Genomic DNA, 22,860 nt, shown 5'->3' with positions numbered 1-22,860 from the left:
TCCGCCACCGACTCGACCGATAGGCTGGTGCATATGCGCATCGCCAGGTTCGCGGGGGACGACGATCCCCGCTTCGGAGTCATCGGGGACGACAACGGCGTCCCCACCATCGCGGTCCTCAACGGTGATCCCCTCTACGCGGGGCTCAACCTCAGCGGTCAGAAGATCCCGCTCGCGGACGTACGCCTGCTGGCGCCGGTGATCCCACGCAGCAAGGTCGTGTGCGTCGGCAAGAACTACGCCAAGCACGCGGCCGAGATGGGCGGTGACGTGCCCGAGGAGCCGCTGATCTTCCTCAAGCCCAACACCAGCGTCATCGGGCCGGGGGAGCCGATCTTCTATCCCGACCAGAGCGAGAACGTGCACTTCGAGGGCGAGCTCGCCGTCGTCATCGGCCGCATCTGCCGCGACATCTCCGCTGAGGACGCCGCCAAGGTGATCTTCGGCTACACGATCGGCAACGACGTCACCGCCCGCGACCTGCAGGTCAAGGACGGGCAGTGGACCCGCGCCAAGGGATTCGACACCTTCTGCCCCCTCGGACCGTGGATCGAGACCGACTTCGACCCGTCCAAGGTCCAGGTCACGACCCGCCTCGGCGATGACATCAAGCAGGACGGCAACACGTCCGACATGGTCTTCAGCGTCCCCGCGATCATCGAGTACGTCTCGTCGTTCATGACGCTGCTGCCCGGTGACGTGATCCTGACCGGTACGCCCGACGGTGTCGGCCCGATGGAGGTCGGCGACGAGGTCAGCGTCACCATCGAAGGCATCGGCACCCTGACGAACAGCGTGGTCTCCCGTGAGCAGTGACATCTCGACAAGCTCAAAGGGTGGGGAGGCCACCCGCCCCGTCGTCGCGCGCTTCTGCCCGTCGCCGACCGGCAACCCGCACGTGGGCATGGCCCGCACGGCGTTGTTCAGCTGGGCGTTCGCCCGCCACCACGGTGGGAAGTTCGTCTTCCGCATCGAGGACACCGACACCTCCCGTGACAACGAGGAGTCCTACCAGCTCCTGATCGACGTCATGCGCTGGCTCGGCCTCGACTGGGACGAAGGCCCCGAGGTCGGTGGCCCCCACGGCCCCTATCGGCAGTCCGAACGCATGGACATCTACGCCGACGTGGCGCAGCAGCTGCTCGACGCGGGCTTCGCCTACAAGGCGTACGACACCGCCGAGGAGCTCGAGGTGCGCCGCAATGCCGCCCGCGCGGCCGGCAAGCCGAGCGGCTACGACGGCCTGCACCGCAACCTCACTGCGGAGCAGGTCGCGGCGTACGAGGCGGAGGGTCGCGAGCCCGTCATCCGCTTCAAGATGCCCGAGCGGACCTACACGTTCAACGACCTGGTGCGCGGCGAGATCACGTTCGACTCCGCCAACGTGCAGGACTACGTCCTCGTACGCGCCAACGGCCAGCCGCTCTACACGCTGACCAACCCGACCGACGACGCCATGATGGGCATCACCCACGTGCTGCGCGGCGAGGACCTGCTGAGCTCGACTCCGCGGCAGATCGCGCTCTACGAGGCGTTCGCGGAGATCGGCATCGGCGGCGGCTTCACGCCTGAGTTCGGCCATCTGCCGTTCGTGATGGGGGAGGGCAACCGCAAGCTGTCCAAGCGCGACCCCGAGTCCAACCTGCTCGACTACAAGCCCAAGGGCTTCCTGCCCGAGGGCCTGCTCAACTACATGGCCCTGCTGGGCTGGTCCATCGCCGAGGACCGTGACATCTTCTCGATCCCCGAGATGGTCGAGGCGTTCGAGATCGGCCGGGTCAACCCCAACCCCGCGCGCTTCGACATCAAGAAGTGCGAGGCGATCAACGGCTCGCACGTACGCCTGCTGTCGCCCGAGGACCTGCGGGAGCGTCTGGTGCCCTACTTCCAGGACGCCGGCCTGATCGACGCCGAGCCGACCGCAGAGCAGCTCCGTACGCTCGAGGCGGCGACACCGCTGGTGCACGAGCGCATGACGTTGCTCACCGAGGCGGTCGACATGCTGCGCTTCCTGTTCATCGACGAGGCCGATTTCGCCATCGACGAGGCCGACCGCGCCAAGAACCTCGACGAGGCCGGCGTCGGCGTCGTACGGGCCGCGCACGAGGCGCTCTCTGCGCTCCAGGACTGGTCGACCGAGCCGATCGAGGAGGCGCTCCGTTCGGCGCTGATCGAGGGCCTCGGGCTCAAGCCGAGGCTGGCATTCGGGCCCGTACGCGTTGCGGTCACGGGCAGCCGGATCTCGCCGCCGCTGTTCGAGTCGCTCGAGCTGCTCGGGCGCGAGACCACGCTGGCGCGACTCTCTGCCGTGATCGCCTCGTGAGGGGTGGTCCCGGTTTGGGCGCGAGAGGTCCGGTCGGGTAAAGTGTGACCTCGGCTCGGACCCCGTCCGCAGCCATTGGGATATGGTGTAATTGGCAACACAGCGGTTTCTGGTACCGCCATTCTAGGTTCGAGTCCTAGTATCCCAGCGAAACCCTCCGAGCAGCTCCCGGGCACGCTTTGGTAGGGTTTTGTGCGGTCGCAAGACCACCCATGGCCCCGTTGTGTAGCGGCCTAGCACGCCGCCCTCTCAAGGCGGTAGCGCGGGTTCGAATCCCGTCGGGGCTACCATGGAAAAAGACCCCCTGACCAGCGGAAACGCTGGTCAGGGGGTCTTCCTCATCCAGGGCCAAAAGGCGCTCGGGCAACACTCGGGCAACAGCAGGTTGAGCGCGCTCGGTCGTGCGAGCCAGATCCATGGCGTCGGCGACCTCGTCGAGGCGGTTCTCGAAGAGATGTCCGTACGTGTCGAGGGTCATCGTCGCCGAGCCGTGGCCGAGCATCTGCTGTACGACTTTGACGTCAGCGCCCGACGCGATCGCCAGCGACGCGGCTGTGTGGCGGAGCTCGTGTGGGTGCAGATCTGGAATGCCGATGGCCGTGGCTGCCACTCGGAAGGGTTTGCGGAACACGCTGACCCGCAGCGCCTCGCCACCGCGAATTCCTCCGAAGACGAGGTCTTCCGGTGCCTTGCCGGCGATGTGCCGGGCGAGGTCGTCGACGAGGAACCGGGGGATCGGCACCTCGCGTCGACGATGGGACTTCGGTGTACCCCAGACGAGACCGTGGCCCTGGACCGGGGTGACTGATTCCGCGATGACCGCGCGGCGTTTGGTGAGGTCGAGCCGGCGCACACGCAGTGCGGCCATCTCGCCGAACCGCACGCCTGTGTAGGCGAGGAACAGCACGACGAGCCGGTATATCTCGTTGGTGCGCTCGTCGAGGGCCCGGTGCTTGCTGACCTCGACCGGGTAGCCGCAGGCGTACGCAAGGTCGTCGACCTGAGAATGCGTGAGGTAACGCTCCTCGTGGTTGACCGGGCGCGGCAGGTTGACCCCGGCGGCGACGTTGCGAGTGAGCCGACCGTCCTTGACCGCCATGTCGAGGATCAGCGAGAGTACGCGGTGGATCTTGCGCACCGACGCTGGTGACTGGGTCTTGGACAGGCTGGTCACCCACACTTGCACGTCGGAGTGGGAGACGGCCGAGAGTCTGACGTGGCCCCAGGTCGGCAGGATGTGCTTGCGCACGGCACCCTCGTAGCGGTTGAGCGTCGTCAGCTTGACGTGGTTCTGTCCGTCGAGCCAGGTCTGGGCCCAGTCCCCGACGGTCACCCGGGCGAGCGACGGGTCGATGTAGTCGCCGGTGTTCTTGGAGCTCTCGACGCTGGTGAGGAACCTCTCGGCGTCCACTTTGCGGGTGAATGTCTTGTTCCGCTGGTGTCCAGCCGGCGTGCGGTAGTGCGCGCGCCATACGGTTCGTCCGTCCCTCGTCCGCTTCTCAATGCTGGCCATGGAATGCCTCCTGCTCTCAGTCTCGGGGCGTCAACGAGTGGGTTTCAAGGCGCGGCGGCCCGCTGTGGATTGTTTGCTCGTTCAGCCAGGCCAGTACGTCGCGGCGCCAGTAACGAACGGCACGGCCAACGCGAAAGCTGTGTGGACCGGTGCCCAGGTGTCTCCAGTAGCGCAGGGTCGCCACAGGCGCGCGTACCAGCGCGGCGGCTTCTTCGATGGTCAGCAGTTCGTCGTCGGTGTTGACGGCGTGGGTGATGTGCTCGGTCATGGTGTGCTCCTCGGTGAGGTGATTGATAGTCCTGAAGGCCGAGAAGTAGCGTGCGAGAGGACAGATGACAGCAGATTTCCCGTCACGGGGTGATCAGGGCCTCCTAGTCATTGCGTAGGAAAGTCTCTACACTAGTGGCAGGTGTGTAAAGGATTTCCTACATAAGAGGTGGATTCCTATGTCGTCGAAGCGGGCTGAGCTGGCCATGGCCGAGCTGCCTGACACCTTTCGCTTTTCCGAGGCTCTGGACCGGACCAGCGAGCGTCAGCTGCGCAATCTCCTTGCGCACGGACGCATCACCGCCTTGGCGCGTGGCCTGTACCGCAAGAGCGACTCGTCGGGTGACGACGATCTGATCGAGATCGCAGCGAAGTCGCCACGCGCCACGCTTTGCCTCCGGACGGCGCTCGCCAGGCATGACCTCATCGACGACATTCCTGCCGCCATCGACCTTGCCATTCCCCGTGGGGCATGGGCTCCCACCATCACGATCGCGGTCAACTGGCATCACTTCGCGGCAAGCTCGTTCGACATCGGGCGCGATTCCCTCGAGATCGGAGGCGGACATGAGCTGGGCATCTACAACCAGGAGCGATGCCTGATCGACATGTTTCGCCTGCGACACCTCGAAGGCTCGGACCTTGCCAACGAGGCACTTCGACGGTGGCTTCGCAAGGGCGGGCAGCCATCCACGCTCATGAGAATGGCGCGCGACTTCCCGATGGCGCTGAAACCGCTGAGGACTTCTCTCGAGGTCCTGTTGTGAGCCGGGTCTCGCGCGGCACTCCCGCCGGTGATGCCTACCTCGACCTCCAGCGACGGGCGCGCTCGCAAGGACGTCCGACCGATGAGTTCATCCAGTTGTATGTGCTGGAGGGATTCCTGGCGCGGTTGTCCGTCAGCACGGTGGCCGACAAGTTCGTTCTCAAGGGTGGAGTATTGCTCGCGGCCTTCGGCGATCGTCGTCCGACCCGTGACGTTGACCTCGCCGGACTCGACTTGGCAAACGACGCCGAGACGGTGCTCGCTCTGCTGCGGGAGATTCTCTCCGTCGAGCTCCCCGAGGACGACGGATTGGTGTTCGTTCACGAGTCTGCGAGCGCACAGGTCATCAGAGACGAAGATGAGTACTCGGGAGTCCGGGTGAGCATGGAGGCGAGATTGGCGACGGCGCGCCCGCTGTTCCACATCGACGTCAACTTCGGCGACCCGATCTGGCCGAATCCCGAGACGGTCTCGGTGCCGCGACTTAGGGGCGGTGTTCCGATCAGACTCGCAGGCTACCCGCTGCACATGGTCCACGCGGAGAAGATCGTCACGGCGGTGCAGCGAGGGACTGTGAACACCCGGTGGCGTGACTTCGGCGACATCTGGACTCTGTCGAATCGACATGCGATCGGCGGGTCAGACCTCGAGAGCGCGATCGACCACGTTGCAGATCATCGCAAAGCCGAGATTGCACCACTGCGCGATGTGCTTGACGGTTACGCCGACTATGGGCAAGCAAAGTGGTCCGCATGGAGGCGAAAGAGCCAGTACGAACATCTCCCCGAATCGTTTGGTTCTGTCCTCGATGATGTGATTGCGTTCGCGCAGCCGGCGCTGGCTCACGAAGTCGCCGACCTCGAGTGGGCGCCGGAGACCCGCCGCTGGTCGTAGGAGCCCCCGACCTGATCGTGGACAACCTGCTACAGACAGTGGACCTGAGGGATCTCACGGAGACTGCCAGATCGGCACCTCTAGTTGGTTAGTCGCGGGAGCAACATCTCGTACACTGCGGTTAGATCGGCTGAGCCGGAATTAGGCTTGGTTCATGGCCCTACTTGGTGCAATCATCGCGGCGGTCGGCGCAGCCCTGGTGTTGCTGGACGTATTGGACCGCTGGCGGACGACGACGAACGTGATCGACGGAGGAAATGCGTCGACCGATTTCGACGCGGAGCTACAGAAGGCGAAGCGCCGCGAGTTGGCGGCTGTGGTCGGTCCATTGCTCGTGCTGGTCGGTGCCGTTCTGACAGTCATTGCTCTGTGAGATCGTGCCACCCCCCGCGAGTAAGGACGTTGTAGATCCAGACGATGTTGGAACGTGGCCGGACCGGTTGCGCGACGCGGCCGCACGTTACGACAGAGAGTCTGCCGATGTCACGTCAAGCACCCGACTGGTCGAACTGCTCGATGGAAGACCCTTGCGCGCCTATCACGGAACGAGGCTCCTGCCGCACGAGGTTCTGAGCATCCGCAGCGATGGACTCCGCGCGTTGAGCGTTGAGCTGGTAACGGCGAAACTCGACGCTGCGCAGAGCTTAGGTGTGCTGTCGTCAGACGACCGCACTCAACTCCAGCAGCGCCAAGTGTTCTCGCCGGATAGCCCGAGCCATAACTCGCTATCGGGCCGACTAGACCGGGTCTGTGTAGCTGTCGGCATCGACACCCTAAAGGGGCGAGGGTTGGACCTGTTACTCGACACTTGGGGAGGCGAGGGCGTCTTCAAGGGCGCCAAGGATCTCGAGAAACTTCTGACAAGCATCGGTACGCCGTCGATCGTCGTTCTCGATCTCCAACTGACGGGGCGGGAGTTCCGTAGCTGGGGGCCTGTGATGGCCTTATTCTCCGCGCTGCTCGCTGGCGACGAAGTCTGGGACGCCGAAATTCACGTACTCGATTCGGTGGCACCATCCGAGGTCGTCGAGATCTGGCAGCCTGGGATGCGAGAGTTCGACCAGCTCAACCAGTAGCGTAGTGACGATGCCAACATTCAAGTACGAGATGGAGCGTCGCCCCGGTATGGGCACTTGGTACCGCTGGCATTGCCCGAAATGTGGGCGCAGGGGTGAACTTCAACTGGACAACGAGTTCGCCAAGAAGGACGCCCGCGAGTCCCACGGCTATGGCAAGTGCCCGTCGTAGCTTCAACTACTTCAGGTCTTCGGGGAAGACCCCGTCGAAGCCGGGAACCTGGTCCCGGAAGTGGTTCAACAAAGCGCGGTCCGGCTCGCCGGGATTCGCGGCCATGTGCCGGCGGAGATTCTCGGAAATCGCAGGGTCGACCTTCCCTTCAGGCGTGCCGTGCAGGATCTTGTCGATCAATTCAAGACTCTGTGCACGGCGAGCTCCGGGATCGGGCGTGGGGCCGGTGGGCTTGCGGCGGTTGCTCATCGCCCGACAGTGGCACAGGCCACCGACAATTCGAGATGGAATCGCAGCGCGGAAGAAGGCCTAGAGACCGAAACGACGGGTTGGCGGGCGTCAGGCGTTCCGACCTTCTCGAGCAGCAGCGCGACACGGGCCTTGTCCCACCATCTGTCAGAGCAGATCACCAGACTTGGCACATGAAGCCGAGCGAGCGACACGAGCAGCACGCAGATCTGATGACGGCGTTCCGTCACGCTTACGTCGACCTGATCAACAGCTCGAAACTCTTCCAACCGGAGGATTCCTTTATCCCGCGGTTCGGTCCGGCCAGCGACCACTCGAGCTGGCAGGCGAAATACTCGGCCGTCTCCGCCGCAGCCGGAGCAGCCTCGCGCGCCTATCGCCCGTACGGCGGCGTGATGACACTCCGCAATGCTGCGGTCGTCATGAATGGTGTCGACCCGGTCGCCAACTGGGAGATGAGCTTGAAGGACCCGAAGCAGCTCCCGCCGGAATCTGTCTTATCCGCCGTCGAGGCTGCCGTGGCGAACGCGTCCCAGCAGGCACTCGAAGCTCGTCAGAGGGAACGCGGTATCACCGGACTGATCGCCGCGTTTCTGCGGTGGCCGTCGAACCTTCGTGAGGCTGTCGGACCCGGTCGGGGTGCGCAGCGGGCAGCAGCCGGATTCATCGGACTCCTCGGCCAGATCTTTGTCGGTGCGATCGGTGCAGCGTTGTCGGTGGGGATAGTCGCGGGTTCGGTTGCCCTGTGGCGACTGGCCTTTTAGAACGGGCTCGGGCCGGGGCCGGCCCTACTCTCCAGGTCGCTAACGCGAACGATCTCCAAGACCGCGATCTTGCCCTTGACCTGGCCGGCGGCCCAGATGCCCTGGCGCTCGCCGCCGAGAGCGGCGAATCCCGCCGCAGCGAGATTGTCGAGGTGATCTTGAATGGACCGCTTTGCGCTGCGCACGGCCCGGAAGCCGTTGTCGATCACGCTCGGCGCAATCTCGCCCCAGTCCTTAAAGTCCTGCAAAGCTCCATCAACAAGATCCGCCTCGTCATCGGCGAGGTCTTCGGGCGAGCCGCACTGGTACGCCATCGCGCCGCCCATGAGGTCCCAGACCTCGGCCCCGGACAGCAGCGCCACAGCCAAGGTGGTGCCGTCGTCGTCTGAAGAGATCTCTTCGTTGCCCAGCCGGGAGGCCACCCACAGGTCGTGTCGGTTCTTCAGGTTCCTCAGCAGCTCAACGGTGTACCGGGTGGGCTGAGCATCGACTTCGGTGTGGTCGTTCGCGCACAACAAGATCAGATTCGCGTAGCCGTCCCGAGTCGCCTCGTCCAGCGGCTCGTAGCGCGGGCCTCCGGGGGAGCGGGCGATGATGTGGGCTTCCTCCCCGACGAGCGCTCCGGGCAGCTCGTTCACGTCGTCGCGGATCAGCTCCTTGCGGCAGATCGCACAGCGGTTCCCGGAGCGCGCCCATAGCCGCTTACGTGTCTCGCTGGTGATCGTCACGATGTCTAGTGTCGGCTAGTCAGTCAACGGGCGCTTGAAGGTGCACGATTTCGGGGTCATGGTCGAGGACGGCCAGCCGTCGCCGGACAGCTTGATCCGTCACGTTGTTTTTGAAGTGGCGGGATGAGGGCGCGGAAGGTCCTGTATGTGGAATTTCTTCTGAAAGCGACCGCACTTGCTCACCTGCTGGGGCGTCCTCTGGGTGGGTCGAATGATCGCCGTTGCAAGGCGGCGTCTTGTTGGCGGATACGGTCGGAGATGCGGTTTTCGGCCGCGAGGAGTCGGATGACCCGGGAGTCGAGGGCCGCTGTCGCGTGATCATCGGGTAGGGGTCCCTGGCTTTCCGCAGTCTCGAGGAGACGGTGCGGGTCGTGGCCTTGCTGGGCGAGTACGGCGAGCCGTTCAGCAAGGACAGGCGTGTGGTTGTCGCGGCGTCCGACGAGCTCGGTGATTGGCCGGATCCACGCGGTGCCTTGCTTGTCGACGTGCTGATTGAGGCGTTGATCGAGCCGCTGTTGGTGTTCGCGAGCCGCGAAGTCGACCTGTGGTGAGCCAGTCGGCCTCCGGTCGCTCTCAGGTATGCCGTTGGCGGCGCGCCACACTTCTAGGTCGTTCGTGAGGCTGGCGGGGAGAGTGGTGTTCGGGGGCAACCACTCGTGCGTACGCTCATCCGCTTCTGTCCGTACGTCGCTCGCGAAGGTGCTGACCTGCGCTGCGCGCTTGGCTAGATATGCGCCCCAGTTCGGGTCTTCAGCGTGCTTGGAAGGTATGGCGGGTAGCCAGGGCAGCGGACCGCCTCCCGTCGGAGCGAGGGTGTGAAGTCGCCAGCCGAGGACGAGTGCTGCGTTGTCGGCATCGTCCAGCGGACGGTACGTGACGGCGGTCTCGAGGAGATCGCGAGCACTCAGTCCGTTTGATTCGATCATGAGGAGCTGCGCCGACAGAGTCGGCCATCCCGTCGAGTCGGTGAGCCCGGGCACCAGTTGTTCCGCCTGGTCCGCGATCCCGAGAATGCGATCCGGACCGAGCACGTCTGCGGCAGCGGCGATGAGTGCATCGGCATACCTTGTGGTGGCAGCATGGAGCTGCGCCGCCGGTGACGTCGCTTCGCGAGCGGTGGTCGTGGCGGAGGCAGCAGCCCCGGTTCGGGCCAGGATGGATTCAAGAATTTCGGTCGCGGTCGCCGGCTCGCGAGTGTCTGGGTGGAGCAATAGGTGAAGGTCGCCGTCGCGGTGCATCGCTAGGTGTACGTGGTTGGCGTGGCGTCCTCTGGTCACCATCGTGTAGAGCGTCTCGCGAGATTCCGTTCCGGTGATGACCCCGTGCACGGTGTCAGCGGTGATGCCTTGGGCGCTGTGGACGGTGGATGCGTACCCGAGCTCGACGTGCTGGGCGACGTACGGGGCAGGCAAGGTGACCTGCAGGCCGGATGTCGTGTTGCGGGCCGTGAGTGACTGGCCGTGGACGCCGGTGATGGTCCAGCGGTCGCCATTCTTCACCCAGTCGGTAGGACTGATTGCGAGCCTTCGGTCGTTGCGTCGGGTACGGATGGTGTCGCCGATCGAGGCGCGGTTTCCGTCGGCCAGGTCGACCTCGGCGTCAGGGTCCGTGTTGTCGAGCCGCGCGGTTCGGGCTCGTTGATTCAGCTCCGTCACGAGGTCACGCGTAGGGGCAAGCATCAGCGAGTCCAGTCCCGCTGAGCGGTCCTTCGACCATGAGGTGAACACCGCATCGGTGGTCGTTGCGGGGCTGCCGATATGGACGCGGTCCTGGTCGAAGTAGTACCCGAGAGCCGAGGGCTTGCCGTCACGCAAGGAGATGGACGCGGCTGCTTCGGCGGCGTCGGTGAACCGCATGAGCTCGTCCAAGCGTGCTGCGCCGTGGGTGGCCGTGATGTCGCGCAGCACCCCACCGGCACCGATGGCTGAGAGCTGTTGGTCGTCGCCGATGAGTCGCACGGACGCGCCGTTCTCGATGGCATGGTCGATGACGCGGGCCAAAGTCAGCGTGTCGGCCATGCCCGCTTCGTCGATGATGACGAGCGTCTCCGGGCCGATCGTCAGGGACGGGGAGGGGTTTCCGGTGTCGAGGTCGTGCACGAGCTTGGCGAGGGTGTCTGCGTTGATCCCAGCCTCGGCTCCGAGGGCGGCCGCGGCCGCAGCAGACGGCGCGAGGCCAACCACGTGTCCTCCGGCGTCGTGCCATGCGCTGGCCAGAGCCCGCATTGCGGTGGTCTTGCCAGAGCCTGCCGCTGCGATGCCAACTTGCACTCGGCGCCCACTGGCGGCCATCTCTCTGACCAGTTCGGCCTGCCCTCGGTTGAGGGTGGTGCCGTTCGCGCCGCTCTCCAGTAGAGCCAGCTCCACGGCATCGGTGGGAACTACGCGTCCGTCTCCTCGATCTGCGGCGGTCATGATCTGTTGCTCGGCGTCGAGGATCCTGGGGCTGGTGAAGAGATCGCGGCCGGTATGCCGGTAGACGCTTGAACCATCCGCGCGAGTCAGTTGTTCGGGGTCGCTGATCGCGTCGAGGTCGGGAGTCAGGTTGATCGACATTTGCTCGAGGACGTGGTCGATGACCCAGCCAACGGCCGCGTCGACGTGGACCGGGGCGATCTCGGCGCCGCGCATCTGGCGCTGCACTTCGGCGTACACATGGCTCTTCTTCCACGTCGCCCGGTGTGCCTCTAGCGCTCCGACCACTTGGTTTGCGGTGGCCGCGACCCAGGTCGCTGATATCTCCTGGCGGTGGGTCAAGGCCGGGCTTAAGGCCTCGGCCGCCATGCTGTCGACGGTGGTGCGTGAACCCAGAGTGCTGGCAGCCTCGACGCGCCACGCGGCCCGCTGTTCGGTCAACGAGCGCGGCTCGTGCTTGGAATCCCGCGTCTCCAGGTTCGCCTGTTGCGCCAGGCCGATCGCTTCGAAAGGTGTCGGTGGGCGCCCGTGCATCTGCTGGAAGGCGTCCGCTAGCTCGCCTTGGCGTACGTTGATGTCGCGGCGCCGCTTCGACCATTCCTGGTTCAACGCTGGGTCGACGCCCACGATCTCGCGCACCGGACGCTTCCCCCGATCGGTCTCGGGCCGCTCCGCGAATCGGACGCCAAGGTTTTCGGACAGGTGTCGCTCGAGTGCGGTGTTGTAGGTCTCCGATGCCGCCACTGCCGCCTCGTAGAGCACCCGACCGTAGATCGCGAGCCACTTCCCGCCCGTCGTCTGCACCTTGTTCGCCACCGCCACATGCGTGTGAAGGTCAGGGTCACCGGCACGGGAGTCGCGATGGGGGAATGCTGCCGCTAGCAACCCACGCGTCTCGACCTGCCGAGCCCCGTTCAACCCTTCGCGAGTGAACAACGCCTCACGCTCCACGAACCTCAACGCGTCGGACACCGCAGCATGATGAGCTTGCTCGATCACCGCCGATACCTCCGGCGGGGCGATCGCCCACAACGTGGAGACTGATTTGACGGGGGAGAACGTCAGGTCGAAACCGGCGACCGCAGCGCGTGGCGGTCGCGAGTATCGCTTCAGAGCGGCGTCCAGCTCGCGAGGGTTCGCGGGTGCACGGCCGTGCTCCTCGACGAAGAATTCCCGGGCGACCTCCGTGCGCGCGCGGGCACGGATATCGGCTGGCGCAGCCGGGTGAGCGAGTTCCTTCCCGGCACTCAGGGCCCGGGTGCGAAGTCCTACCTCCGCCCGAAAGTCATCGCTGAGACGGCTGTCGTACAGCCGGTACGGCCTGCCCAGCCGCTCGCCCGAGACTGGGTCAAGCCCGTGGCCAAACAGCTGAAGCATCTGCTCGGCTGTCACGGTGTCGCCGGTCTCGATGCCAGCGATCCCTCCCAGCCCTGAGCCCATCCAAACTCCCGGCGCCTCACCCTTCGCCGAGTAGTAGTCCGCCAGCGCTAGGTGCCCCTTCTCAGTCGAGTCCATCGCAGCGACCTGCCGGGTCAAGTACTCATACCCGGAGCCGGCCGAGAGCTTGTGCAACGTCATGGTCACGTTCCCCAAGGCCGGGAAATCGGAGCGAGTGGCCAATCGAGGCGCCCTCAATGAAAGAGGTGTGTGGATGTTCGGTACGGCGAATTCTTGGCGCTAGTCATGAGTTGACGTGTTCGCTCATGAGGCGGACTTCCGTCGTCGCAAATCAAGTGTTCGGCGAGCGTGTCATGAAGTGGCGCTGACGATCCGAGGTCGCATTCGCGGTTTGATCCAGATTCCAATCGGTGGCCGGATCAGACCGCCAACCTCAAGTCCCACCGAGGTGGGACCTTGGACCGTGTCGTGTCTCGGCGGGCGGGGCGAAGGTAGGAGCAGATGTGAGTCGCTGAGCGGAAGGTAGAAGAGCATGTCGAAGGATTCGACGGGCAACATCGTCGTAGGAGTTGACGGGTCAGAGGTAGGCGCCGCTGCCGTGCGCTATGCGGCGGTCCGCGCGCGGCGGGAGGGCTGTGGCGTGCACGTGGTTCATGTGCTGCCCCACATGATCCCGATGAATCCCATGCTTCCTCTCGGCAGCGCGGACACCTTCCCGGAGGTGGGAGCGCGGATCGTCGACGCGGCGCGTATCGAGGCCGAGAAGGTCGGAGGGTCTGACGTCCGCGTTACGACGGCGGTCGTCGAGGGTCATCGAGCGTCCGCGATCGTCAACGAGGCTGAAGGCGCGCGCCTGATCGTCCTGGGCCACGCTGACCGGTCCCGGATCCACATGTTCACTGACCGGACCTTCGCGGGCGTTGCAGCACACTCGTCCTGTCCCGTCATCGCGGTTCCGGCGACTTGGCATGACCTGAGCCGGGACAAGATCGTGGTGGGTGTCGCCGACACCGAGCAGGTGGATGGCGCGCTGGAGGAAGCTTTCAGGCGCGCGGACGCCATGGATGCTCAGCTCGCGATCGTCCATGCCTGGATGGTCGACAACGCATATGAGGACATCATCTTCGACAGGGTCGAGCGGGAGGAGATTCGTCGGCGCGGGGAGGCGGGGATCAGGGCGGCCATCACCGGACTGCGATCCGACTTTCCGGAGGTCGAGGTCAGCGTCGTGGTTGAGCACGCTGAGCCAGCGCGTGCCGTGCTCAACCACTCCCAGGACGCCACCCTCGTCATTCTTGGCCGCCGGTCGCGTCATGGCCTTCCCGACCTGCAGCTGGGATCGACGACGCGAACGGTCGTTCGTCACGCCACCTGCCCCGTCGAGGTCGTCCCGGTCAGCGCTTCAGCTGCCAGTCCCGCATCATGACCGTTCGAACCACCATTGACGTCGCCGGTGGAGTCTTGGTCGCGCACGACGGATCTGCTCGTGCTCAAGCCGCATTGCGTACGGGAATGCGATTTGCCGCTGCGCTGAATCGACCAGTCACGGTGGTACGCGCGTGGAGTCTCAGTGCGGCTCCCCGACCCAGCACCGCCGCGCCTGGCTACATGCCCCCGTTTGAGGACTTCGAGGCAGCCACGCTGGCGGCCCTTGAGGCTGACATCGCCCCGATCCGGACGGAGTACCCCGATGTGACGATCACGGCCACCGTCGTGCATGGCAGTCCGGCGCAGAAGATTATCGAGGCGTCCGGCAAGGCCGACCTGGTCGTGGTGGGCAGCCGCGGCGACGGTGGGTTCAGCGGGCTGCTGCTCGGATCGGTCAGCGAGCAGGTCGTGCGCCACGCGAAGTGCCCCGTGCTCGTTGACAAACCTGCGCGCCATGTCAGCCGGCCCTCCGCCGAGCAGGAGAGGATCGAGGAGGCGCTGGCCAGCGAGCTCAAGCTCGACTGACGCAGCCACGGTTACGTTGTCGGGGCCAGCAGCGTGAGGCGCACGGTGTTGGAGCCGTCGTCATTCGTCACCACATCCAGTTGTCCTCCGGTCGCCTCGGCACAGCTTCGGGCGATGTCGAGCCCTAGGCCACTCGAGCCGCGGTCGCTGCGACCGCGGTGCGTCGCACCCGGGGGCAGGCCCGGCCCACGGTCCACCACGTCGATCTGGCATCCCTGGGGTGTGCGCTTCACCGCGACGTGCAGCGGGGAGTCCTCAGGTGTGTGAGCGATGACGTTCTCGATGAGTGCATCCAGCGCGGCTGACAGCTCGTCTGCGGTGCAGGCGACATCAACAGCGTCGGTCTCGTCGTTGTCGACGCTCACCAGACGACCCTGGTCCTCGGCCAGAGGCGTCCAGAAGGCAACCCGGTCCGAGACCACCTGGTGCGCGTCGCAGTGCCGGTGGTCGCGGTCGGCCTGAGGCAGACGAGCGTGGCGGATGACGGCCGTCAGGGTTCGGTCGAGAACGGCGATGTGCCGTGCCAACTCGCGAGACTGCTCGGAGTCGGGCAACGCCTCGACGTCGAGCCGGATCGCGGTCATGGGGGTGCGCAGCCGATGGGACAGGTCGGCGATGGTCTCTCGCTCGGAGGCGAGGAGTTCCTCGATCCTCTCGGCGAGCGTGTTCAGGGCCGTCGAGACCTCGGCAATCTCCCGGGCACCGCTGACGGGGGCACGAGCGTTGAGCCGTCCGGCTCCCAGCTCACCTGCAGTTCTCGCGGTGGCCACCAGAGGGCGGGTGAGGCGTCGCGTGACGATCTCGGCGCCGACCGCTGACAGCATCAGGAGGAGGACGGCGCCACCACCGATGACGGCCCAGCGCTCATAGACCTCGTGATCAACCGTGCTGTCGTCGACGTAGGCGCGAACGAGTGCGCGGCCCGATGCACTGTTGGACTGAATGTTGATGATCCGTCCGTGCCTGGTCTGCTGGAGCGAGGACACGGAGACCGTGCCGAGATCGTCGTTGTCGCCGTCGTGATCGTCGTCGTGGTCCCGCTTGGGCTCGCTCCCGTCGGGCGCTCGAGGAGCGTCGTCGGGCAGGGTTGCGCCGATGGCCGAGCCGTCCGGCAGCATGACGGTGATCGCGGCGTCGGTGCGGGAGTTGACGCGGGCGACATACTCCGTGATCTGTGCCGCCGAGTACGACCCCGTGCTCAGGTAGTCGGCGACGCCTTGCGCGAGATACTGGGTCTCGCGGACCACACGGTCCGAGGCAGACTGCTTGAACGCGATCGCCAGGGGCACGGCGAAGAGGATCAGCACGAGTGCCGTCAGCCCGGTGGCGAGCATCAGGATCCGGCGGCGCAGGGTCATGAAGGATCCACGAGCTTCACGCCGACCCCGCGGATGCTGTGCAGGAAACGCGGCTTGGCGGCCGACTCGCCGAGCTTGCGCCGCAACCAGGAGACATGGACGTCGACGGTCCGGTCGCCCCCACCCCACGGCAGGTTCCACACGTCAGCAAGCAGGTTGTCCTTGGACACGACCTGGCCCGGACGTTGGGCCAGGTAGAGCAGGAGGTCGAATTCCTTGCGGGTCAGCGTCAGGGGTTCGCCGCCGAGATGGACCTCGCGCCCTTGGGGATCGATGACCAGGTCGGCGATGCGGATCTCGGTCGGCTGCGCCTCAGCCCCGGAGCCGTGACGTCGCAGGATGGCCCTCACGCGGGCCAGGACCTGGCCCGCCGAATAGGGCTTGACGATGTAGTCGTCCGCACCGGCGTCGAGGAGCCGGATCACGCCGCCCTCGTCGTCGCGCGCGGTGGCGATCAGGACGGGCACGTCGCTCAGCGAGCGGATCATGGCGAGGACATCCGAGCCTTCCAGGTCGGGAAGTCCGAGGTCGAGGACAACGGCATCCGGGGCGAACTCGGTGAGCCGTCCGAGGGCGTCAGAGCCTCGCGCCACCGCAGCGACCGTCACACCCTGCGCCGTGAGGGCGCGGCTCAACGCCTCTCGGATGTCGTCGTCGTCCTCGACGAGGAGGATGCGGGTCATGCCGCCGAGCGTAGTCCGCAGCACTGGTCTCGAACGCGCCCTCGCGCGATTCACCCTCACTCGACGCGCAGGGCGAGTGCGGGGCATGCCATCGCAGCCTGGCGGGCGGCCTTGACGAGATGCGGCTCGACCTCTGGCTCATCGATGAGCGGGAATCCCCACTCGTCGAGGCTGATCTTCTCGTGCAGCAGGCGGGCGCAGATGCCGTGACCTTCGCAGCGGGTCCAGTCGACGGCGATGCTGGTCATCGTGCACTCCTCGGTAGCGGCAGGACCGCCGACGGGGGGCGGCCGCAGGCGCCGTGCAGCCGGTGGACCCGGATGTCGTCGGCGAGCGTCGTGATCGCCGATGACATGAACTGCACTGCCCCGTCGGGGTGGGCGCAGGCCCCGCGCCCACGAACCTGTTCCAAGCGTCGGATGGCCTGTGCCTCGGAGCCGGTCCCGTCGGCGAACGCCTGCATGTCGTCGGCCAGTGCAGGTAGGCCGAAGAAGCACGGACCACACTGACCGGTCGACTCGGCGGCGAGCCAGCGGCTGACCGCGGCCACCTCGGACAGCACGCACGTGCCGGGGAACGGGCGGGCGATGACTCCGGCACCCAGAGGTGCCCCCGCCGCGCGCAAGCTGGAGCGAGTCAGAGGGAGGTCGTGTGCCGCGCGCGTCCAGGTCCCGTGGTAGCCACCGATCAGGACGGGAGCGTCGGCCTGCCCGGGCAGGAGCATCTCGAGCGGAGTTCCGTTGGGCACCTCGAGCACCCCGGGTCGCACGACGTCGCCGAGGAGCGTGACGAGGCTGCTGCCCGGCTCGACCGGTGAGCCCGTACGAGCGTAGTCCGCGACGCCCATCCCGGTGAGCAGGGCGATCTGCGCGAACGTCTCGACGTTGGAGGCGAATGTCGGCCGTCCGGACATCCCGTGGGTGTGGGGGAGGTGGCGCCGTCCGCCCGGTCGCGCTACACCTGCGTTGAGGCCGTTGATGACGGCCCGGATCTCGCCACCGACGAAGCCGTCACGCGTACGGACGACCGAGATCGCATCGGCATCTGGACGTTCACGTGCGGCCCGGACGAGCGACTCGTACGACCAAGGGTCGTGGATGGCGATCGTGATGACCTGCGTGTCGAGGGCATGTGCCGCGACGAGCGCACCGTCGATCACCAGGTGGGGGACTGCGGTCATCAGGGTGCGGTCCTTGCGGCTGGCGGGCTCGCCCTCGCTGCCGTTGACGAGGATCGCCGTGGACGATCCGGTCGGCATCGCCTCGAGCTTGGTGGCCACGGGGAAGGCGGCCCCACCACGGCCCAGGAGATTGACCTCTCGCATGGCGCCCAGGAGCCACGCGCGGCTGCGCAGGACTGGGTCCCCGTGGAGCGCGCGGTGGTGTGCTGCGTCGACGTGACCCACCTGGTCGACCCCGGCCAGCAGGCGAGGTGTCCCCAGCGAGCTCACGGAACCCGCGTGCGCGTTGTCGATGATGGTCATGACCGGCTCCTTTCGAGAGTGCGTGCTCTGGTCAGTGGGTCTGCCGCGGAGCGTGCGCGCGAGCGCAGCCGTACGGCGACGGCCACCGCGACCGCTCCGCCACACGCGAGGTAGACCGCGGTCGTCCACCGCGCGCCGGTGTCCGTGCCGGCGAGCACACCGTGTGCCATGGCCGCCACCCACCCGAGGTAGGCCATCACGTGGATGGAGCGCCAGGCTCGGGCCGCGCGCACCGATGTGGCCAGTCGGCCGCGGGCGGCGCCCGACACTGCGACCAGGGTGAACAGGTACACCGCGATGGTGCCCAGAGCCAGGGCGAGCGGACGGTAGCCAGCTGTGTACGGGATCAGTGCGCCACCGATGCTGACGTTGACGTAGGAATCCATCACGAGGAGGACAACGTGTGCTGCCAGCGCCACAAGACCGGTGATGGCTGCGGACCGGTGCGCCATCTGGACGAGGTAGCGGCGGTCGATGTCAGCCGACTTCAGACTGCGGTTGCGGCCGGGGGAGAGCGCACCGAGGACGGTCGATGCGGTGAACGCGACGAGCGCGACCACACCTGCTGCGCGGGCGAGATACCAGAGAGTCATCAGGCCACCTGCTTCGCGCCCGGCCACGTGCCGACAGTCGTCACATGGCCGTCCTGTCCGACGAGGCGCGCCGGATGACCGCGTTCTGCCAGGAAGCCAGCCGCGTCCTCACCGAGGACGATGGCGGCGGTGCTGGCGATGTTGGCGTCCAGGGCGCTGTTGGCCCAGACCGTGGCAGTACGCCAGGGTCCGGCCGCGGGCTCGCCCGTACGCGGATCGATGATGTGGTGAGCGGACCCGTTCGCAGTTCTCCAGCGACGTGCTGCCGAGGACGACGTAGCCAGGCCCCCGCTCGTCAGCCCGACCTGCTCGCCCGGTTCGCCGGCCTGCTCGCTGATCCGGATCTGCCATGGTGTGGGCTTGTGACCCGCCACTGCGACGTCACCACCGATCTCCACGAGCACCCCGGTCCCCAACGCGGCGATCGCGTGCGCTGCGCTGTCGGCAGTCCACGACTTCGCGGTGGCGCCGAGGTCCAGGGCAAGGCCGGCAGGGACACCAACTCGCGACAGCTCATGATCGACCTGGATGCTGTGCCAATTCGCGCGGTGCGGTGCCGCGGACTCACCAGTGAGGACGAGGCGATCTCGTACGAGCTCGATGTCCTGGGCGTATCCCGCGCGTATGACGTGCGCTCCGACGGTCGGATCCACGAGGCCGTCGGTCGCTCCTGCCGCGGTCATCGCCACGTCGACCAGCTCGGTCATGCGGCGGGCAACCGGCACGAGCCGGCCAGCCGCCTGGTTGACCCGTGACACGTCCGAGGTCGGGACGAAGCGGCTGGCTGCGTCTTCGACGTCGGACATCAGGTCGGTCAGAAGGCGTCGGGCGCGATCGAGCGTCGCGCCGTCCGTCACGGTGAGTCTGACGTGGCAGGACCAGTCCTGCCACACCGCTGACGCGCTCATGATGCGTTGCTCGAGCCATCGCTCGAGGAGCTGGCGTCCGGAGCGGTCAGTCCCGACCCGGTCGACGAATTGTGTGAAGTCGACGTGTCCTGCGAGCCCGTACCGGTTGACGTGGTCTGAGTGGCGTTCCCCGCTGTGGCCGCATATGCCGTCACGCCACCGGTGAGCACGACGCTCGTCGCGGCGATGGCCAGCAGGTGCTTGCGTGCGCGGGACGCCAGGAGCGATCGCGGTGATGATGCTGACGTGTTCATGAGTCCACTGTTGTCGTGACTGCGTCATGGTTGCCTCAGCGAGGAGTCAAATGCAGGTCAAATCGGGCTGAGAGGCAGCCGTGGTGTTCAGCCGACGGCTGTGCCGAACAGCCGTCCGATGGCGTACGTCAGGGCCAGGCCGGCAGCGCCGCCAACGACGACCCGCGTCACCGCGCGCCGTACGCTGCTGTGTCCCAGGTGCGCGCTGAGCACCCCGGCGATCGCCAGAGCAACAAGCACGATCGCCACTGTGACCGCGACGCGGACCGAGGTGGGCGCGAGCAGGATGGCGAGCAAGGGCAGCAGCGCGCCGAGCGTGAAGGCCACGGCTGATGCGAACGAGGCGTGCAGGGGGTTGGTGAGGCTTCCAGAGTCGATGCCCAGCTCGATGTCCGCATGTGCGGCAAGTGCATCGTTGTCTGTCAGCTCTTCGGCGACCTTTTGCGCGGTTTGGACGGACAGTCCTTTGCGCACATACATGTCCGCCAGCTCTAGGAGTTCTTCTGCAGGCGAGTCCCGCAGCTCCCGCCTCTCGAGGGCGAGGTGCGAGCGCTCGCTGTCCCGCTGGCTGCTGACCGAGATGTACTCGCCCAGGGCCATTGACACCGCACCGGCGACGAGACCGGCGAGACCGGCCGTGAAGATGGTTCCCCGGTCCGCCGTGGCACCGGCAACTCCGACCACGAGACCGGCTGTGGAGACGATGCCGTCGTTGGCGCCGAGCACGCCTGCGCGCAGCCAGTTCAGGCGAGAGGCCATCCCGCCCATGTGTGGCTCGCCGCCGTGATTGGAGCTCATGAGGGTCCGCTACCCGCCGGACTGGCTGGTAGAGCTCATGTCAGTGTCCTGCCACGCTGCCTTGGCGCCGCTGTGCCCGATGCGGGCTACCTGCACGGTGGTGCCCAGGGCCGCAGCGATGGCGAGGACCGCCACCCCGCGCGCCAGAAGCGTGCTCGCGGATTGCCCGCGGTTGGCGCGGTGGTGGATCGCGTAACCGACCACGGCGAAGACGAGCAGGCCGATCATCCAGGGCAGGAGCCCCTCGGCCATGTCGGTGTGCTTCTCGAGCAATGCCGATCTCTCGACGTGCCTCTCCAGCGTCTCGCCGGTCGATGTCGACAGTGGTACCAGGATCACCCCGATCAGACTGATGGCCGCGGGCAGTGGCCCAGCCCAACGGCGGAACCGTGGCCACACTGCAGCAAGCACCACGGTCAACGCAGCAAGCGGGATCATGACGACCGTGGCGTGGACGATGAGCGGGTGCAGGGGCAGGCCGTAGAAGTCGTTGGGCATGGCAGGTCCTTCGGGTCGGCGGGCGGATGCAGTCCGCGGGTTGGGATGGCTGGATCAGGAGGCGCTGCTGGTTGCGTCTGGTGCGGCGGCCCGTGTCGGGCTGGGACGGACCACCCCCGGTCGCCGTGTGCTCTGCGCACGAGGCTCGGGTACGCGCCTCGCCTTGAGCACGGGCCTCCTTGAGGGAACCGGGGTTGGTGACGATGCGCTCGGAGACTGGGGGGCATCGGACTCAGCCTCCGCCGCCAGCACACCTGTCACGGTGCTTCCCGCGACAAGCCCACTGCCGACGATGATCGCGGTGTGCAACCGGGCCCGTCCGGTGAGGCGCGCGCGAACGTTTCGGGCGGCTCTGTCCATACGGACATCGTGTTGCCGGCACGCTCATCGGTGGGTCATCAGAACGTCAAATCGAGGTCAAATGATCGGGTCGGCTCCGGTTTGCCGTTTGCTGGGGCAGTCTCACGTCTCGATTCTGGTGCTCCTCGCTGCTTGCACGCAGAGTCGCTCGGCCCGGTTGAGAGGGCCGTTGGTCCCGCGCGGACCCGACCTTGGCCCGTGATGCGCAGCCTCACTCGATGGTCGACTGAGGGGGCGCACAACCTCCCCGAGAGAAGGCACACCATGAAGGCACTTGTCGTGTACGAATCCATGTTCGGCAACACCGCCGCGATCGCCAAAGCGATCGTCAGCGGACTCCGCGAGACCATGAACGTGGACCTGCACGAGGTGCAGGATGCGCCGACCGCACCGTCGGACGACATCGACCTGATCGTTGCTGGGGGACCGACGCATGCGTTCTCGATGAGTCGCACGGCCACCAGGACCGATGCAATGGCGAAGGGGGCCATCCACGGGAAGGTCGACTTCGGGCTCCGGGAGTGGCTCGACGGGATTCCAGCCGGCCACCACGCGGCCTCCCTCGCCACGTTCGACACGCGTGTCACCAAGGTGCGGCACCTGCCGGGGTCGGCAGCCAGAAGCGCTGCCAAGGTCGGGCACAAGCATGGCTTCACCACCGGCTCCTCACCCGAGAGCTTCTACGTCGAGGACATTGACGGCCCGCTCCACGAGGGGGAGCTCGAGCGGGCGACGGCCTGGGGTCGCGAGCTGGGTGCGCTCGTCGCGGCATCATGAGCCCCAGCCGTGTGGTCCTCGCAGACGGCAGTCTCGCTGAGATCAGGTCACTTCGGAGCGCAGACCGACCGGCCGTGACCGCACTGTTCGACTCGTGCAGCGAGGAGAACCTCTACACACGATTCTTCTCGGTTGGGCACGGAGCTGTGGCGAGACACGTCGACCACCTCTTCGACCGCAACCCGGACACCCGCACGTACGTGATGGTCAAGGCCGGCCGGCTCATCGGGATCGCCGACGTGGAACGGGTCGACGAATCGACGAGCGAGATCGCGTTCCTGGTCGCCGATGACTCGCACGGTCTGGGCGTCGCGACGCTGCTGCTCGAGCGGGCCGCAACCGACGCCCGCGCGGCCGGGGTGGAATGGTTCGTGGCAGACGTATTGGCGGTCAACCACCCCATGCTTGAGGTGTTCACCGACGCCGGCTTCAGGATCGAACGGCATGCCGATCACGGCGACGTGGCGCTGCGCATGAACACCGAGCTCGGCGCGCCCGCGCGGGCCGCCATCGCAGCCCGGCACACAGCGGCCGTCGCCCGGATGCGTGGGACGTTGGTCCCGCAGCTCAAGGCGAATCGGCCCTGAACCCCGGGCCGGAGAACCGGCACGGTGGAGTCAACCATTCGTCC

At 66.4% G+C, this 22,860-nt stretch carries 23 protein-coding genes, 2 tRNA genes and 1 pseudogene; 13 read left to right on the top strand and 13 right to left on the bottom strand.

The window, feature by feature from the left end; all coding sequences use genetic code 11:
• Positions 1 to 33 precede the first annotated feature (33 nt).
• From BOSE46_RS14930 to BOSE46_RS14915, 4 genes are all read left to right on the top strand, one after another.
• Complete coding sequence (locus BOSE46_RS14930) at positions 34 to 816, top strand: fumarylacetoacetate hydrolase family protein (protein WP_159540986.1); 783 nt, start codon at positions 34 to 36, stop codon at positions 814 to 816.
• Complete coding sequence (gene gltX, locus BOSE46_RS14925; RefSeq protein WP_236551763.1) at positions 806 to 2,323, top strand: glutamate--tRNA ligase; 1,518 nt, start codon at positions 806 to 808, stop codon at positions 2,321 to 2,323. Before BOSE46_RS14930 ends, gltX begins: the two co-directional genes overlap by 11 nt.
• Positions 2,324 to 2,399: 76 nt before the next feature.
• Positions 2,400 to 2,471 (top strand) — tRNA-Gln (locus tag BOSE46_RS14920).
• A gap of 66 nt (positions 2,472 to 2,537) precedes the next feature.
• A tRNA-Glu gene (locus BOSE46_RS14915) sits at positions 2,538 to 2,613 on the top strand.
• 212 nt (positions 2,614 to 2,825) lie between these two features.
• On the opposite strand, the pseudogene BOSE46_RS21735 reads toward BOSE46_RS14915, so the two are convergent.
• Positions 2,826 to 3,836: pseudogene (locus BOSE46_RS21735) on the bottom strand (tyrosine-type recombinase/integrase); the annotation flags it as partial.
• Between the two features lie 16 nt (positions 3,837 to 3,852).
• On the bottom strand, positions 3,853 to 4,104 hold the full coding sequence (locus tag BOSE46_RS14900; protein ID WP_159540985.1) for an AlpA family transcriptional regulator: 252 nt from the start codon (positions 4,102 to 4,104) through the stop codon (positions 3,853 to 3,855).
• 178 nt (positions 4,105 to 4,282) lie between these two features.
• Between BOSE46_RS14900 and BOSE46_RS14895 the strand changes: the two genes are divergently transcribed.
• The 4 genes from BOSE46_RS14895 (at position 4,283) to BOSE46_RS14880 (ending at position 6,839) form a co-directional block, all read left to right on the top strand.
• On the top strand, positions 4,283 to 4,870 hold the full coding sequence (locus BOSE46_RS14895) for a hypothetical protein (RefSeq protein WP_201299645.1): 588 nt from the start codon (positions 4,283 to 4,285) through the stop codon (positions 4,868 to 4,870).
• Positions 4,867 to 5,763 (top strand): nucleotidyl transferase AbiEii/AbiGii toxin family protein, encoded by an 897-nt coding sequence (locus tag BOSE46_RS14890; protein WP_201299644.1) that lies wholly within the window; start codon positions 4,867 to 4,869, stop codon positions 5,761 to 5,763. Before BOSE46_RS14895 ends, BOSE46_RS14890 begins: the two co-directional genes overlap by 4 nt.
• Before the next feature lie 154 nt (positions 5,764 to 5,917).
• A complete protein-coding gene (locus BOSE46_RS14885) occupies positions 5,918 to 6,136 on the top strand; it encodes a hypothetical protein (RefSeq protein WP_159540984.1) in 219 nt (72 codons plus the stop codon).
• A 226-nt stretch (positions 6,137 to 6,362) separates the two neighbouring features.
• Positions 6,363 to 6,839, top strand: a complete 477-nt coding sequence (locus BOSE46_RS14880) for a hypothetical protein (RefSeq protein WP_236551760.1) — start codon at positions 6,363 to 6,365, stop codon at positions 6,837 to 6,839.
• A 178-nt stretch (positions 6,840 to 7,017) separates the two neighbouring features.
• On the opposite strand, the gene BOSE46_RS14875 is transcribed toward BOSE46_RS14880, so the two are convergent.
• The gene (locus BOSE46_RS14875) at positions 7,018 to 7,260 is read right to left on the bottom strand and encodes a hypothetical protein (protein ID WP_159540982.1); all 243 of its coding nucleotides are present in this window, start codon (positions 7,258 to 7,260) and stop codon (positions 7,018 to 7,020) included.
• Positions 7,261 to 7,433: 173 nt separating this feature from the next.
• Between BOSE46_RS14875 and BOSE46_RS14870 the strand changes: the two genes are divergently transcribed.
• Complete coding sequence (locus tag BOSE46_RS14870) at positions 7,434 to 8,024, top strand: hypothetical protein (RefSeq protein ID WP_159540981.1); 591 nt, start codon at positions 7,434 to 7,436, stop codon at positions 8,022 to 8,024.
• Here the strand turns inward: BOSE46_RS14870 and BOSE46_RS14865 are convergent.
• Complete coding sequence (locus tag BOSE46_RS14865) at positions 8,021 to 8,752, bottom strand: HNH endonuclease signature motif containing protein (protein ID WP_159540980.1); 732 nt, start codon at positions 8,750 to 8,752, stop codon at positions 8,021 to 8,023. The two genes, BOSE46_RS14870 and BOSE46_RS14865, sit on opposite strands and share 4 nt — an antisense overlap.
• Before the next feature lie 179 nt (positions 8,753 to 8,931).
• Entirely contained in the window at positions 8,932 to 12,744 is a 3,813-nt protein-coding gene (gene mobF, locus BOSE46_RS14860; protein WP_159540979.1) for a MobF family relaxase, read from the bottom strand.
• Positions 12,745 to 13,096: 352 nt separating this feature from the next.
• On the opposite strand from mobF, the gene BOSE46_RS14855 reads away from it, so the two are divergent.
• Together BOSE46_RS14855 and BOSE46_RS14850 are read left to right on the top strand one after the other, a co-directional pair.
• A complete protein-coding gene (locus tag BOSE46_RS14855) occupies positions 13,097 to 13,990 on the top strand; it encodes a universal stress protein (RefSeq protein ID WP_159540978.1) in 894 nt (297 codons plus the stop codon).
• On the top strand, positions 13,987 to 14,517 hold the full coding sequence (locus tag BOSE46_RS14850) for a universal stress protein (RefSeq protein ID WP_159540977.1): 531 nt from the start codon (positions 13,987 to 13,989) through the stop codon (positions 14,515 to 14,517). Before BOSE46_RS14855 ends, BOSE46_RS14850 begins: the two co-directional genes overlap by 4 nt.
• 11 nt (positions 14,518 to 14,528) lie before the next feature.
• Here BOSE46_RS14850 and BOSE46_RS14845 read toward each other — a convergent pair whose 3' ends face one another.
• From BOSE46_RS14845 to BOSE46_RS14810, 8 genes are all read right to left on the bottom strand, one after another.
• Positions 14,529 to 15,875, bottom strand: a complete 1,347-nt coding sequence (locus tag BOSE46_RS14845; protein WP_159540976.1) for a HAMP domain-containing sensor histidine kinase — start codon at positions 15,873 to 15,875, stop codon at positions 14,529 to 14,531.
• The gene (locus BOSE46_RS14840) at positions 15,872 to 16,558 is read right to left on the bottom strand and encodes a response regulator transcription factor (protein ID WP_159540975.1); all 687 of its coding nucleotides are present in this window, start codon (positions 16,556 to 16,558) and stop codon (positions 15,872 to 15,874) included. The genes BOSE46_RS14845 and BOSE46_RS14840 overlap by 4 nt, the downstream gene beginning before the upstream one ends.
• A gap of 56 nt (positions 16,559 to 16,614) precedes the next feature.
• Positions 16,615 to 16,806: a ferredoxin gene (locus BOSE46_RS14835; protein ID WP_159540974.1), complete on the bottom strand. Its 192-nt coding sequence runs from the start codon at positions 16,804 to 16,806 to the stop codon at positions 16,615 to 16,617.
• A complete protein-coding gene (locus BOSE46_RS14830) occupies positions 16,803 to 18,041 on the bottom strand; it encodes an NADH-ubiquinone oxidoreductase-F iron-sulfur binding region domain-containing protein (RefSeq protein WP_159540973.1) in 1,239 nt (412 codons plus the stop codon). Before BOSE46_RS14830 ends, BOSE46_RS14835 begins: the two co-directional genes overlap by 4 nt.
• Complete coding sequence (locus BOSE46_RS14825) at positions 18,038 to 18,634, bottom strand: ferric reductase (protein WP_159540972.1); 597 nt, start codon at positions 18,632 to 18,634, stop codon at positions 18,038 to 18,040. The genes BOSE46_RS14830 and BOSE46_RS14825 overlap by 4 nt, the downstream gene beginning before the upstream one ends.
• Positions 18,634 to 19,542 carry an FAD:protein FMN transferase gene (locus BOSE46_RS14820; RefSeq protein WP_159540971.1) on the bottom strand — a complete coding sequence of 303 codons (909 nt, stop codon included), beginning with the start codon at positions 19,540 to 19,542 and terminating at the stop codon, positions 18,634 to 18,636. The genes BOSE46_RS14825 and BOSE46_RS14820 overlap by 1 nt, the downstream gene beginning before the upstream one ends.
• Positions 19,543 to 19,883: 341 nt before the next feature.
• A complete protein-coding gene (locus BOSE46_RS14815; protein ID WP_159540970.1) occupies positions 19,884 to 20,594 on the bottom strand; it encodes a VIT family protein in 711 nt (236 codons plus the stop codon).
• A 9-nt stretch (positions 20,595 to 20,603) separates the two neighbouring features.
• On the bottom strand, positions 20,604 to 21,092 hold the full coding sequence (locus BOSE46_RS14810; protein WP_159540969.1) for a DUF2231 domain-containing protein: 489 nt from the start codon (positions 21,090 to 21,092) through the stop codon (positions 20,604 to 20,606).
• Positions 21,093 to 21,716: 624 nt separating this feature from the next.
• Here BOSE46_RS14810 and BOSE46_RS14805 point away from each other — a divergent pair.
• Both BOSE46_RS14805 and BOSE46_RS14800 read left to right on the top strand, forming a co-directional pair.
• Entirely contained in the window at positions 21,717 to 22,229 is a 513-nt protein-coding gene (locus BOSE46_RS14805) for a flavodoxin/nitric oxide synthase (RefSeq protein WP_159540968.1), read from the top strand.
• Positions 22,226 to 22,816 carry a GNAT family N-acetyltransferase gene (locus BOSE46_RS14800; RefSeq protein ID WP_256366727.1) on the top strand — a complete coding sequence of 197 codons (591 nt, stop codon included), beginning with the start codon at positions 22,226 to 22,228 and terminating at the stop codon, positions 22,814 to 22,816. Before BOSE46_RS14805 ends, BOSE46_RS14800 begins: the two co-directional genes overlap by 4 nt.
• The last annotated feature ends 44 nt before the right edge of the window (positions 22,817 to 22,860 follow it).

Origin of the sequence: Aeromicrobium sp. 9AM, from assembly GCF_902506105.1 — a bacterium.
GTDB lineage: Bacteria > Actinomycetota > Actinomycetes > Propionibacteriales > Nocardioidaceae > Aeromicrobium.
The sequence above is the reverse complement of the archived record's forward strand: the minus strand, read 5'-3'. Positions and strand labels throughout refer to the sequence as shown.

What these genes read in the sequence shown, in the direction of transcription:
- BOSE46_RS14930 (WP_159540986.1), top strand. Translation starts at nt 34, where the DNA reads ATGCGCATCGCCAGGTTCGCGGGGGACGACGATCCCCGCTTCGGAGTC.
- BOSE46_RS14820 (WP_159540971.1), bottom strand. Translation starts at nt 19,542, where the DNA reads ATGAGCGCGTCAGCGGTGTGGCAGGACTGGTCCTGCCACGTCAGACTC.
- BOSE46_RS14800 (WP_256366727.1), top strand. Translation starts at nt 22,226, where the DNA reads ATGAGCCCCAGCCGTGTGGTCCTCGCAGACGGCAGTCTCGCTGAGATC.
- BOSE46_RS14840 (WP_159540975.1), bottom strand. Translation starts at nt 16,558, where the DNA reads ATGACCCGCATCCTCCTCGTCGAGGACGACGACGACATCCGAGAGGCG.
- BOSE46_RS14830 (WP_159540973.1), bottom strand. Translation starts at nt 18,041, where the DNA reads ATGACCATCATCGACAACGCGCACGCGGGTTCCGTGAGCTCGCTGGGG.
- BOSE46_RS14845 (WP_159540976.1), bottom strand. Translation starts at nt 15,875, where the DNA reads ATGACCCTGCGCCGCCGGATCCTGATGCTCGCCACCGGGCTGACGGCA.
- BOSE46_RS14870 (WP_159540981.1), top strand. Translation starts at nt 7,434, where the DNA reads ATGAAGCCGAGCGAGCGACACGAGCAGCACGCAGATCTGATGACGGCG.
- BOSE46_RS14900 (WP_159540985.1), bottom strand. Translation starts at nt 4,104, where the DNA reads ATGACCGAGCACATCACCCACGCCGTCAACACCGACGACGAACTGCTG.
- BOSE46_RS14805 (WP_159540968.1), top strand. Translation starts at nt 21,717, where the DNA reads ATGAAGGCACTTGTCGTGTACGAATCCATGTTCGGCAACACCGCCGCG.
- BOSE46_RS14810 (WP_159540969.1), bottom strand. Translation starts at nt 21,092, where the DNA reads ATGCCCAACGACTTCTACGGCCTGCCCCTGCACCCGCTCATCGTCCAC.
- BOSE46_RS14885 (WP_159540984.1), top strand. Translation starts at nt 5,918, where the DNA reads ATGGCCCTACTTGGTGCAATCATCGCGGCGGTCGGCGCAGCCCTGGTG.
- BOSE46_RS14855 (WP_159540978.1), top strand. Translation starts at nt 13,097, where the DNA reads ATGTCGAAGGATTCGACGGGCAACATCGTCGTAGGAGTTGACGGGTCA.
- BOSE46_RS14895 (WP_201299645.1), top strand. Translation starts at nt 4,283, where the DNA reads ATGTCGTCGAAGCGGGCTGAGCTGGCCATGGCCGAGCTGCCTGACACC.
- BOSE46_RS14835 (WP_159540974.1), bottom strand. Translation starts at nt 16,806, where the DNA reads ATGACCAGCATCGCCGTCGACTGGACCCGCTGCGAAGGTCACGGCATC.
- BOSE46_RS14850 (WP_159540977.1), top strand. Translation starts at nt 13,987, where the DNA reads ATGACCGTTCGAACCACCATTGACGTCGCCGGTGGAGTCTTGGTCGCG.
- BOSE46_RS14825 (WP_159540972.1), bottom strand. Translation starts at nt 18,634, where the DNA reads ATGACTCTCTGGTATCTCGCCCGCGCAGCAGGTGTGGTCGCGCTCGTC.
- BOSE46_RS14875 (WP_159540982.1), bottom strand. Translation starts at nt 7,260, where the DNA reads ATGAGCAACCGCCGCAAGCCCACCGGCCCCACGCCCGATCCCGGAGCT.
- BOSE46_RS14815 (WP_159540970.1), bottom strand. Translation starts at nt 20,594, where the DNA reads ATGAGCTCCAATCACGGCGGCGAGCCACACATGGGCGGGATGGCCTCT.
- mobF (WP_159540979.1), bottom strand. Translation starts at nt 12,744, where the DNA reads ATGACGTTGCACAAGCTCTCGGCCGGCTCCGGGTATGAGTACTTGACC.